An 11,865-nucleotide genomic window follows, 5' to 3' on the forward strand; every position below is an offset into this window, starting at 1 on the left:
ATAAACTCAATGAACTTTGAGTTAATGGAGGGAAAATTATGGGGGCTATTAAAAAATGGAATCCTGAAGATGAACATTTCTGGGAAACAGAAGGGAGAGGCCATGCAAGAAGGAATCTGTGGGTATCGATTCCAGCTTTGTTTCTGGCCTTTGCCGTCTGGCAAATCTGGTCTGTAGTAGCTGTAAACTTAAATGATGTAGGCTTTGCCTTTACGGAGCGTGAGCTCTTTCTGCTGGCAGCTCTTCCTGGGCTGACAGGAGCTGCACTGCGTGTAATATATACCTTTGTCGTACCAGTTTTTGGAGGGAAAAACTGGACTGTAATCAGTACTGCATCATTGTTGATTCCATCAATTGGTATTGGTATCGCGGTTCAGAATCCGGAAACTTCTTTCACGACAATGGCTATTCTCGCAGCACTTTGCGGTTTAGGTGGAGGAAACTTTGCTTCAAGCATGTCTAACATCAGCTTTTTCTACCCTCTGAGAGAGAAAGGGACGGCACTGGGCCTTAACGCAGGGATCGGAAACCTGGGTGTAAGTGCTGTTCAGCTTCTGGCACCTATCGTTGTTACGTTTGCTCTTTTTGGAGCTTTTGCAGGAGCGCCTCAATATTTAGGGGACGGAACACCAGTTTATATGCAAAACGCTGCTTTTATCTGGGTGATACCAATTATCCTGACTGTAATCGCGGCAATGTTAAAAATGGATAACCTTCCAGGAACGAAAGCATCTGTAAAAGAACAGATGGTTATTCTGAAAATGAAACATACATGGATTATGACATGGCTTTATGTAATGTGCTTTGGTTCATTCATCGGGTATGCGGCAGCATTCCCGCTGCTAATCCGTACTGAGTTCCCTGAAGTTAACGCAATGGCATTTGCTTTCCTTGGTCCGCTTATCGGAGCCCTGATACGCCCGGTCGGCGGCTGGATGTCTGACAAACTTGGCGGAGCGTTCGTTACGTTCTGGGATATCATATTAATGATCGCGGCGACATTCGGTGTTATTTTCTTTTATAACGCTGGTAATTTTACAGGCTTCCTGATCATGTTTATGGTCGTATTTATGGCAACAGGTATTGCTAACGGTTCAACATTCCGTATGATTCCGTTTATCTTTAAAAAGCCAAAAGAAGCTGCGGCTGTTATTGGCTGGACTTCAGCAATCGGCGCATTTGGTGCTTACCTGATCCCGAGTATTTTCGGATGGTCTATCGATACTACAGGAGCTGCAAATCTTGCTCTGTATATTTTCATAGCTTATTATGCTGTAAGTCTGGTGATCAACTGGTATTTCTATTCCAGAAAGAATGCGGAAGTGAAGTGCTGAGGAATGTTAACTGCAAGGCGGTCCAAATGAAAAGGGACCGTCTTTTTCCATGTCTTTGTACGGAAGGGAAAAAGAGAGGGTAACAGGAAACAGAGGTAAAGCAGATCTGAAATTTCTATGGCTGCTGTGTAGGGGAAACATTCATAATATCTTCAAATAATAACCACTATATCCTATGAAAACAGTGATAATATTAGTATCAGAAGGAAGAAAAACGTAAAACGAAAAGTAAAGGTTCCTGTTTACTGCAGAGGATACAGCATTGAACTAAATCACATACGGGTCATGACTGGCGCAATATGAGTATAATAAAATTTCTTTAAAGAAAGCGGGTTTTCTCCATGGAAAAAAAACAATTGGAAATGAAAAGGTTTTTTAACGAAATTTCTGAAGAAAACCAGAAACTGCTCCTTACTTACGGGTTGGAAATAAAAGTAAAAAGCGGTACTTTCCTTTTTTATGAAGGAGATTATCCTGATCACGTTTATTTAGTCAGATCTGGTAAAGTACGACTTAGTAAAATGACTGCAGAAGGAAGAGAATTTTCCGTTCACCTGAAACAGCGGGATGAGCTTGTAGGTGAAGTTGGGCTGTTTAATGAAATGGCAATCAGTGTAAGTGCTGAAGTTATTGAAGATGCTGTTCTGGTAAGGTTTGACCGGCATACCCTTGAGGCTTTGTTCAGGGAAAATGGAGAAATTGCAGTGGCATTTATGAAATGGTTTGCCCGTCATACCCAGTCCACGCAGGCGAAGTTCAGGGATTTAATCTTATGCGGAAAAACAGGGGCGTTCTATTCTACCCTGATCCGTTTCAGTAATTCATATGGGATCCAGAACGACGACGGGATTTTAATTAATGTACAGCTTACTAATCAGGATATAGCCAACTATATTGGCACTACACGGGAAAGCGTTAACAGGATGATAAATGATCTGAAGAAAACAAACATTGTTTCTATGAGAGAAGGGCATATTCTCCTGCATGATATCCAGTTTTTAAAGGACTATCTTCATTGCGGTGATTGTCCTGTGGAGATTTGCACCATATGATCGCCTGGTGAGGCTGCGACTAAAGAGAAAGAACATCGAACAGGAGATAATTCCCTTGTTCGATGTTTTTCTAAAGCCAGGAATTATTGCCATGTAGTTACCGGAAGGATCTGCAGGTCGTCACCGTAAAAAGACTGTTCTCCTGAAGTCGTAACAAGTGTACAGCTGACAACTTTCACTTTGTCACCTTCTCTGGCTCTGTCAAGGGTAAGCAGAATTCCTTCACCCATAATCTCATCACCGTGTTTTACTGCAACCTTCTGGCCTTCAAGGGTCTTATGCCGTGCATCGTCGATAAACTCTGCCCAGCTGTTAAAGCCGTGGTAAATGAACTTTTTGTTGCCGTCTTTATCGTAACCAAGGTGAGCCTCACTGTCGTCAACTTTACCACTGACCTCACCGGCTATAGTTTCTATTATCCTGTTTATCTGGATGCAGTCTTCCATGGTAACTTCTTCAGGAAATGTCAGATTAATTTCCTTGTCTGCAGGCTGATTAGTTAATACCAGCGGACCGCCTGCCTTTGGAGAAAGTTTTAATGAATAACGGTAATTATCATATTTAAAACCCAGTGCGGAGAGAATTCCGTACAGCATTTGTTCACCTGAATAGGATATTTTTACTTGCAGCATTCCAATTCTCCTCTCATTTTGTTACTGAATTCATAATAACAAAGAAACGATTTTTGCACTGTGGGAAAATTCACATACAAGAACAATTATAACATGAACAACTTGTGAATAATTTAAAAGGGCATTTAAAAGTGTGATTCTGGTCACTTTACAGCTGTGCCAGGTTGTTTACAATATAATTAAAGATATATTACTGCGAAGAGAAAGAAGTGGTCACTCATGAAATGGTATATACCTCGGGAGCACGGGGCGTGGGCGATGCTGATAGTACCCTACTGGATAGGAGCTGCAATCAGTGGTCTTCACTGGGCCCATTTTGTGTTTTTTGCTGGTTTATTTGCAGCTTACTTTGCCCAGGCTCCACTGCTGACTTATATTAGAAACCCAAAGCATAAAGATGTATGGCCATCGTTTTTTATTTATATAAGCGCCGGACTGCTGTTAACCGTACCATTTATCATAAATAATCCGGCCCTTTTGCTGATCGGGCTTGCGATACTGCCGTTATTTCTTCTGAATATTTATTTTGCCAGGACGAAGAGGGAAAGGTTGTTTATAAATGATCTGATTGCAATTATCGCTCTCTCGTCTCTGCTGCTGATGGCATACCGTCTTACTGAGCCTGCGCTGCAGCTGGAAGCGTTTTTTTATTTATTTGTAACGGTTTTATTTTTTACAGCAAGTGTTTTTCATGTGAAGTCTCTTATCAGGGAAAAGAAAAACCAGGCTTTTCACAAAAAATCTCTCATCTATCATAGCCTGGTTGTAGCAGTTCCGTTACTGATGCAATTGTTTTTCGTCTCAGCTGCCTTCCTTGTAAGCCTGCTGAAAACATTGTTCGTGCCGAAAAAATACCTGCGCCGTCCTATGCAGATTGGGATTGTTGAAATCGTCAACAGTGCTTTGTTTTTTATAATTATTGTAGGGGCTTATTATATGTAAAGCATTTCTGGTTCACCGAACGGCTTTCCCTTTCTTGGACAGGGATAATTTCCCCTTTGCCGGGCATTTTATATAAGGACGTCATTAAGATGCAGGATAATCAGAGAGGTGAAAAAGAATGGGCCAGAGCAGGCATTTTAAACCAGGAGACAAAGCTCCTAACAACGGATTTTATGTAGAAATTGGTGAAACAGAAAGTATGGTAAACGACCCTCAGCAAATACATCTGGAGGCTGGAGAGAGATTTCCGGAAACAAAGAATAAAGACAGAATCTGGACCTATAAAAGAAAACCGTGAATTACGCAAGGAAGCCGGAGGCAGCAGCCCCGGCTTCCGTTATGGACGAGAATAATCATCCCGGTATGGCTTACTAATCTGCGGTATCTAATCTAATTATTGTAAAACAGACATATATATATGAACAACCTTCCAAAGGATTGAATACGTTATTATGAGGCTTAAGATTTATTTAGAGAGGGATGGTCATGTCTATTAGTCTGCGCCATATAAAGATTGAGAATGTAGAATGTCTGGTCCATCTCCCAGCACGGCCTAATGGATTCGGGGTGCTTATTTTGGGGGACAGAAACCATTATGTAGAGGGTGGAATAAGTTTCTGGCAGCAGCATACTGCGAGAAAACAGCTGCTGCAGAGTTTGGTTAATGAAGGGTATACAGTGTTTTATTCAGGGATTGGAGAAATGCACTGGGGCAGTGATAAGTATATGGCTTTAACAGATCGCCTGATCCGGCATGTACTGAAAAATGAAATTCTGAACAGAAAGATACACATTCTTGCTGAAGGGATGGGGGCGCTGTTAGCGGTCCGGCTGATGGTTCGGTCACCGGACAGTCTGCGGTCAGTAACTTTGTTTAATCCTTGTCTGGATTTGGATAAACATTTAAGCGAAGAAAAAATCAACCGCTTTTTTTATAAAAGGTTTGTGAAGGAACTGGTAAACGCCTACTGTGTTAAGGAAGAAGAAGTGAAGGAAATATGCGAAAAAAGGACAAGGGAAATGAGTGAGATCCCTTTTCATATCCCACTGAGAATTTTTCAGCTCATATACCAGGCTCCATACTCGCCTGATGTTCATGTGCGCCCTTTTATAAAAGAACGGAACGACAAACAGAAGGATCTGGCAACGACTTTTTATATGCCTGGAAAAACGATCGAACAGTTTACAAAGCAATTACTCATATTCCTGAAAAAATATGAAACCACTTCAATAAAATTGGGTTCTGTCAGAGAAGAGGGTTGATTTTTTAACATTTAACATAAAGGTGTTGCAGAGAAGCGCGGGACGGCTGAGGGAAGCGGGCGTCCGGCAGTGAAACTCAGCATCATAGTTTAACAGATCCTGAGATGAACTAAAGCTTGTTATTTTCATGCACGTCTGTAATGATTGTAATTAGCGTTTTTTCATGAAAGGAGCGGCAAATTTTGAAAGCTGTTTATGGAGTTATTATCTTTTCTGTTATATGTCTGATTACATTTTTTATTCTGGAATTGTTAACCGCTTTCGACCAGGTTGTCAGCGTGTTGATGGCAATTTGCGCCGGGATTCTTGCTGAAATTATATTTTATAAATACAGGCAGAGGAAGGACAGTACATAATCCACCTTTGCCGCGTTAAAGAAAAAGAGGATTTTTTCTTTCGGTTGTCGAATATAAAATTTTGGTTTGAAAGATTAGTATAATTATGAAAAAAGAATGAATGGCCAATCTTTCAGCCTCAGGTTTTCAATGGAACGCAGAGGAGCGTGTCAGTTATAATGAAATATTGGATAATTTACTGCTTATCAGTGATTTTAATGGCGGGCGGCTGTGCCGGGACTTCTGTGGGAGCACCAGAAAAGGCGGCACTGCTGCTGCCGCACCCAATAGACGACCAGGGCTGGAACAGCAAAGGGTACCAGGGAATACTAAATACACAGGCAAACCTGGGTATGGAAATTTTCGTCAGAGAAGATATCAATAGAAGAGAGGATATCCTGTCTGCTATTGATGAATTTGCAGAGGATGATGTCCGGCTGATATTTGGCCACAGTATTACATACGCTGATTTGTTTATGGAAGTTAAGGATGACTACCCGTCGGTTCATTTTGTAAGTTTCAACGGTGAGGTGGAAGGGGAAAATATTACGAGCCTCCATTTCGAAGGATATGCAATGGGTTATTTTGCAGGGATGCTGGCAGGAGAAATGACACAATCAAATAAGCTAGGTGTGATAGCTGCCTTTCCATTTCAGCCGGAAGTACAAGGATTTGAGGAAGGGGCAAAGTTCCAGAATCCGGATGTTGAGGTAGATACTCAGTATATGGATAGCTGGATAGACGAAGGGAAAGCAATCAGAGCTTTTAATGTGATGAAAGATGCAGGGGCCGATGTATTTTATCCTGCGGGCGATGGCTTTCATATAGCTGTTATTGAAGAAGTTAAAAACGCCGGTTTATTTGCAATTGGTTATGTCAGTGACCAGATTGATCTTGGGGAAACGACTGTACTCACCAGTACAGTTCAGCATGTGGACAGGCTATATGAATTTGTTGCGGGACGATATCTGAATGGAGAACTTGATGGAGGAAACAAGTATTTCGACTTCAAAGACGGTGTAATCAGTCTTGGGAAGTTCAGTTCAGAAGTACCGGAGGAAACTGTGCTGATGATTGAGGATGCAGTGGAATCCTACATTGACACCGGATTGCTTCCCCATGAGCGAAACAGCCAGTAACAGTAAGGAAGAAATAACTACGTAAAGAGTAAGGAGGATACAATGCCTGAAAAAAACAAAGCGGTTCAAAAAATGGCCCAGAGAGTATTAGAGGGTTATGATGCAGTACATAAAAGGGAGTATCAGAACGCCAAAAAGCTGCTTGAACCTTTGAGAAACTTTCTTCATCAGGAAACGAAGCCCAATGTGATTTTCTTATCATACCTAGCCATCGCTCAAATAGGTTCGAAAGATGTGGACGAATTTTTAAACACATATGAGGAACTGCAGAAATTTGAGCCGAAAAATGAAAAAGAGGCTGCTATTAAAAAGAGGGTAGATGAGATGTTCGAAGAGCTGATGAGTTCTATTGAAAAAAATAATGGAGAACAAACCTAATTTAAATTTTTCCCCTGCATGTGGATCCGCACTGCAGGGTTTTTTATTACAGTTAGAGTTTGATTAGAAAGTTAGTGTAAGAGCGTCCAGCATGCCTGAACCGTGGAAAAACATATTGGACAGGTAACGCAAGAAGGTTCCACCATAACCGAACAGACCAAATTTTTACAGAAAAGTAACACACCGCAATTACATATGTTTGATTATCAGCCAAATATAATCGGATAATCTGATATTGTAAAATCAGGATTGCAATTTTTTTAGCACTAGGTCATAATAATAACTATAAAAATTTTAAAATAAGCTATGAACTGAGGAGGAAACACTATGGGGGCAGGAATTATCGGCATGGGGAAATACGTTCCTGAAAATGTAGTTACAAACGCCGATTTAGAGAAGAAGCTGGATACATCCGATGAGTGGATCCAGACCAGAACCGGAATTAAAGAACGAAGAATAGCATCTGATGATACAGATACCTCTCACATGTCCTACAGAGCTGCTAAAGAAGCGATTGATAACGCGGGAATATCTCCGGAAGAGCTGGATCTCATTCTTGTAGCAACAGTTACTCCGGATCAGCCGTTCCCTTCTGTGTCTTCCATGCTGCAGCATCAGCTGGGCGCCAGGAATGCTGCTGCAATGGATGTAAGTGCGGCCTGTGCCGGATTTATATACGGACTGGTAACAGCCAAGCAGTTTATTGAGTCTGGAAGCTGTAAATATGTCCTCGTAATCGGTACAGAAAAACTTTCTAAAATTACTGACTGGAGTGACAGAAACACTGCCGTTTTATTCGGTGACGGGTCCGGGGCGGCCGTTTTAGGAAATGTTTCTGACGAGCGGGGGATTATCTCTTTTGAACTTGGAGCCGACGGCAGCGGAGGAGAACATATTAAACAAGAGGAATTTCTGAAAATGAACGGGCGGGAAGTTTTCAAATTTGCTGTCCGTCAAATGGGGGAGTCCTCCATGAATGTGGTTGAAAAAGCCGGATTATCCAAAGAGGATGTAGATTTTCTTATTCCTCACCAGGCAAACATCCGCATTATGGAATCAGCCCGGCAGAGACTGGATCTCCCGCCGGAAAGAATGTCCAGAACAGTGGAGAGATACGGAAACACCTCCTCGGCATCGATACCTTTATCATTAATGTATGAGCTTGAACATGGTAGAATCAAAGACGGAGACCTCATTGTTTTAGTCGGATTCGGCGCCGGGCTTGTCTGGGGCTCAGTGGCAATGAGATGGGGACGTTAATAATTAAAAATTGAAGCAGTTTTGCCAGTGCAATTGAAGGGAGACAGGAAACATGGAAAAAAGAAGAGTTGTAATAACCGGACTCGGGGCAGTGACCCCTCTCGGGAATAGTGCAAAAACTACCTGGGAAAGGCTTATAAACGGCGAATCAGGTATTAATAAACTATCGAAATACGAAGAAGCTGATTTTCCTACGAAAGTAGCAGGAGAAGCACTTGAATTTGATCCGGCTGAATTTATTGATCCGAAAGCAGCCAGAAAAATGGACCGTTTTACGCAGTTTGCAGTAGCAGCTTCATTAATGGCTGTGAAAGATGCAAATCTCACAATAGACGAATCAAATGCTGAACGTACGGGAGTGTGGATTGGCTCGGGAATTGGCGGAATGGAAACATTCGAGAAGCAATTCAGAATGTATGAGAAGAGAGGCCACCGCAGAGTAAGCCCGTTTTTTGTGCCTATGATGATTCCTGATATGGCTTCAGGACAGGTGTCTATTACTTTAGGAGCAAAAGGTGTCAACTCCTGTACAGTGACTGCTTGTGCCTCCGGTGCAAATTCCATTGGAGATGCATTTAAAGTAGTGCAGCGTGGCGATGCAGATATTATGATTACTGGTGGTGCTGAAGCTCCTATCACTGAAATGGCATTTGCAGGCTTCAGCTCGGCGAAAGCGATGTCCACTAATCCGGATCCTGGAAATGCGAGCCGCCCTTTTGATAAAAACAGGGATGGCTTTGTAATGGGAGAAGGTTCCGGTGTGCTGGTTATTGAGTCACTGGAATCCGCACAAAAACGCGGGGCAAGGATTTATGCAGAACTGGCTGGGTATGGAGCTACTGGCGATGCCCATCATATTACTGCTCCGGCTCCCGAAGGTGAAGGTGGAGGAAGGGCGATGAAACAGGCCCTTGAAGACGCAGGAATGCGACCTGAGGAAATAACTTATCTGAACGCCCATGGAACAAGTACGGAATACAATGATAAATATGAAACAATGGCAGCCAAAAACGTATTTGGGGAGCATGCATATAATCTTGCAATCAGCTCTACAAAATCAATGACCGGCCATCTTCTTGGAGCTGCGGGAGCGGTTGAAGCCTTGTTTTCGGTTAAAGCAATAGAAGAAGGAATCATTCCGCCGACCATTAACTATGAGACTCCAGACCCGGAATGTGATCTTGATTATGTGCCTAATAAAGCAAGACAGCAGGAAGTCAAAGCGGTAATGAGCAATTCTCTTGGCTTCGGCGGCCACAATGCAACATTAGTTTTCCGCAAATACGAATAGACAAACAGAGCCGGTCAGGATGCATCCTGACCGGTTTTTTTGCGTGTTCTCCGTTCTTATGAAATTGTGCATCTCTCCAGAGGGCATCTTTCACAGTGTAAATGTTTCCTGAGAAAATCGATATCTTTAATTAAAATACAGCCTTTTTTCACAGAAATAATATTGCTTCGTTTTAAGTCGTTCAGCATCCGGTTTACTGTTTCTCTGCTTGTGCCCGTAAAATGGGCCAGATCCTGGTTTGTCAGCTTCCAGTTAATAAGAATGCCAGTCTGCCTTTCCTCCCCATATGAATTGGCGAAACGAATGAGGATGGAATAGAGAGCGCCAGTTTTTCCGTATAAAAGGAGGTCGGAGAATTTCGCCTGGGTCAGCTGAGTGTTTCTTGCAAACAATTTAATGAATGCAGTTGCAATTTCTCCATTCTGAGAGAATAATGCTTCAAGGCTTTTCCTTTCAAACTTCACAAGAACGGCATCACTAACGACTTCTGCAGTCATGCTGCAGCTCATATCATTAAAAAGACTGAACTCCCCGGCTATGTCACCCTCTTGTTTTTGATGTAGAAAAAACTTTTTATTTTCAATCGTCATTTTACTTAAGCGGACAATTCCTTTTTGGATAAGGTAAATATATTTTGCCTCTTCACCTTCATAAAACAATGTTTGCCCCGCACGTGCTGTCATTTCCTTGCCGTGAATAAGCAGAATGTGCTGGTTTTCCCTGGAAAGCTGATGAAAAAAAGGTGCGTATTTCGCCTGGTTTTTGACTTCACTCAAAATTATTCCTCCTCCCCGTATATATATCGGAACCTATTAATTTAGTCCAGCATAGCATAATTATAAGTGTATAAAAGTGAAGAAACTCACACCTCATTTGCTGGAGGGAAATGGTCGTTGTTAAAGGAATTCAATGTGGCACCGAGGTTACTGGAACCAAAGTGCCAGGATAATTCCGCGAGTAAACAGGAGAAACCACCAGAAATACAGAGAAATAAACACGGAGCCATGGTCCCATGTTCTGCCTGACAAATCTTTGAACAGGAGTGAAAGAAATGCCCATTATTGATCCGCAGGGATGGGGAAGGGAACTCTTTAATAAACAAGTAAATCAAACAAAAAATGATCCACACAGGAATATCCCAATCACTGCATTTCCCTCTTTGCTGAGAAAAGACTGGCTTTCCTTGTTGTACAAACAAGGGATGCTGCCTGCAGGAGAACGTTTTAAACAGGAATGGCAAGAGTGGGAAGAACAGGTTCCTATGAAATTACTGCAGGAAAAATATATAGAATATAAATCTTTGTTTGAAGGTCCGGAAATAGATGTGTATCTCTTCCCTGTGAACACGTCAGACAGGAAATTCATGAAAACGATGAAGGGGAGAAATGGTCTGACGTTCAACAGTTTTATCTTTCTTTTTTTTCATAAAGATATCGCTCCCGAAGAACTTTCCGCTCTTCTGCTCCATGAGTACCACCATGCATGCCGGCTTGACTACCATCATCTGAATGAACAGAATATTTCCCTGCTGGAATCCATGGTTATGGAGGGGCTTGCTGAAACAGAAGTGAAGAGAATTGTTGGCGAGGAATACGTTGCCCCCTGGATGACAATGTACGACCAGGAGTTCCTGAAAAGATGGTGGGAGAGGAAAATTAAAAATAAACTCAATATCATTGGTAGGAAGAGGCAGATGCAGTATCTGTACGGTGGCAAGTATGGCTTCCCAAAATGGCTGGGGTACGCCATCGGATATAAAATTACCGAAAGTTATATAGCAAATAGGGGTTCCCAGGACCATATAAGCTTTGTGAAGAAGACTGCTGAGGAAATATACAGAGGTTCAGATTATGTCCAGTAGCCTGCTGTAAATATTCCAGCAGTCTTTTTTCTGCTTTTTTTCAAATCTAAGGGAGAAGACCTTCTAAAAAAGTAGTATATCAGGTTCTTTTTTTCGGAAAGAGAATCATAAATATAACTATTAACCAAATGGACAAGGAGGGAGGAAGGAGGGGGAGAAAGTTGGCAAGAGTGTTTTTTCTGCTTGTAGGATTTGGACTTGCTGTGCTCGGAGGAGTAAGTCTTGTAGCCTATTTAAATCTTCTTACAGTAGGTTTTTCGCTCAGGGAATACGGGCTGTTTCTTTTGACACGGCCGGAATTATATATTTTTTTATCAGGTCTGGTGCTTATATGGTCCATAATATATTTCCCCTTGCGAAAGAAGTGAAAAAATAGTG

General features: G+C 42.0%; 14 protein-coding genes. 12 read left to right on the plus strand and 2 right to left on the minus strand.

Annotation, left to right across the window (positions count from 1 at the left end; genetic code table 11):
- The first annotated feature begins 38 nt into the window (after positions 1-38).
- Complete coding sequence (locus tag BK582_RS12100; protein ID WP_078595286.1) at positions 39-1,334, plus strand: NarK family nitrate/nitrite MFS transporter; 1,296 nt, start codon at positions 39-41, stop codon at positions 1,332-1,334.
- 341 nt (positions 1,335-1,675) lie between these two features.
- Complete coding sequence (locus BK582_RS12105) at positions 1,676-2,386, plus strand: Crp/Fnr family transcriptional regulator (RefSeq protein ID WP_078595287.1); 711 nt, start codon at positions 1,676-1,678, stop codon at positions 2,384-2,386.
- Between the two features lie 83 nt (positions 2,387-2,469).
- Here the strand turns inward: BK582_RS12105 and BK582_RS12110 are convergent, their stop codons facing one another.
- Positions 2,470-3,018: a hypothetical protein gene (locus tag BK582_RS12110; protein WP_078595288.1), complete on the minus strand. Its 549-nt coding sequence runs from the start codon at positions 3,016-3,018 to the stop codon at positions 2,470-2,472.
- A gap of 219 nt (positions 3,019-3,237) precedes the next feature.
- Between BK582_RS12110 and BK582_RS12115 the strand changes: the two genes are divergently transcribed.
- The 8 genes from BK582_RS12115 to fabF all read left to right on the plus strand — a co-directional run bounded on the left by BK582_RS12115 (position 3,238) and on the right by fabF (position 9,626).
- Positions 3,238-3,960: a YwiC-like family protein gene (locus BK582_RS12115; protein ID WP_078595289.1), complete on the plus strand. Its 723-nt coding sequence runs from the start codon at positions 3,238-3,240 to the stop codon at positions 3,958-3,960.
- A gap of 118 nt (positions 3,961-4,078) precedes the next feature.
- Entirely contained in the window at positions 4,079-4,258 is a 180-nt protein-coding gene (locus tag BK582_RS12120) for a YjzC family protein (RefSeq protein ID WP_078595290.1), read from the plus strand.
- A gap of 188 nt (positions 4,259-4,446) precedes the next feature.
- Positions 4,447-5,223 (plus strand): hypothetical protein, encoded by a 777-nt coding sequence (locus tag BK582_RS12125; RefSeq protein WP_078595291.1) that lies wholly within the window; start codon positions 4,447-4,449, stop codon positions 5,221-5,223.
- 182 nt (positions 5,224-5,405) lie between these two features.
- A complete protein-coding gene (locus BK582_RS26980; protein WP_167553095.1) occupies positions 5,406-5,579 on the plus strand; it encodes a hypothetical protein in 174 nt (57 codons plus the stop codon).
- Between the two features lie 158 nt (positions 5,580-5,737).
- Positions 5,738-6,697, plus strand: a complete 960-nt coding sequence (locus BK582_RS12130; RefSeq protein ID WP_078595292.1) for a BMP family ABC transporter substrate-binding protein — start codon at positions 5,738-5,740, stop codon at positions 6,695-6,697.
- A gap of 42 nt (positions 6,698-6,739) precedes the next feature.
- Positions 6,740-7,075, plus strand: a complete 336-nt coding sequence (locus BK582_RS12135; RefSeq protein ID WP_078595293.1) for a hypothetical protein — start codon at positions 6,740-6,742, stop codon at positions 7,073-7,075.
- A gap of 327 nt (positions 7,076-7,402) precedes the next feature.
- Positions 7,403-8,335, plus strand: a complete 933-nt coding sequence (locus BK582_RS12140; protein ID WP_078595294.1) for a beta-ketoacyl-ACP synthase III — start codon at positions 7,403-7,405, stop codon at positions 8,333-8,335.
- Between the two features lie 52 nt (positions 8,336-8,387).
- Complete coding sequence (gene fabF / locus BK582_RS12145) at positions 8,388-9,626, plus strand: beta-ketoacyl-ACP synthase II (protein WP_078595295.1); 1,239 nt, start codon at positions 8,388-8,390, stop codon at positions 9,624-9,626.
- 56 nt (positions 9,627-9,682) lie between these two features.
- On the opposite strand, the gene BK582_RS12150 is transcribed toward fabF, so the two are convergent.
- Positions 9,683-10,402 carry a Crp/Fnr family transcriptional regulator gene (locus tag BK582_RS12150; protein ID WP_244895380.1) on the minus strand — a complete coding sequence of 240 codons (720 nt, stop codon included), beginning with the start codon at positions 10,400-10,402 and terminating at the stop codon, positions 9,683-9,685.
- Between the two features lie 275 nt (positions 10,403-10,677).
- Between BK582_RS12150 and BK582_RS12155 the strand changes: the two genes are divergently transcribed.
- Together BK582_RS12155 and BK582_RS12160 are read left to right on the plus strand one after the other, a co-directional pair.
- The gene (locus tag BK582_RS12155) at positions 10,678-11,487 is read left to right on the plus strand and encodes a DUF2268 domain-containing putative Zn-dependent protease (RefSeq protein WP_078595296.1); all 810 of its coding nucleotides are present in this window, start codon (positions 10,678-10,680) and stop codon (positions 11,485-11,487) included.
- A 170-nt stretch (positions 11,488-11,657) separates the two neighbouring features.
- Entirely contained in the window at positions 11,658-11,855 is a 198-nt protein-coding gene (locus tag BK582_RS12160) for a YuzI family membrane protein (RefSeq protein WP_331249377.1), read from the plus strand.
- Positions 11,856-11,865: the final 10 nt, after the last annotated feature.

Origin of the sequence: Evansella clarkii (assembly GCF_002019695.1) — a bacterium.
Lineage (GTDB): Bacteria > Bacillota > Bacilli > Bacillales > Salisediminibacteriaceae > Evansella > Evansella clarkii.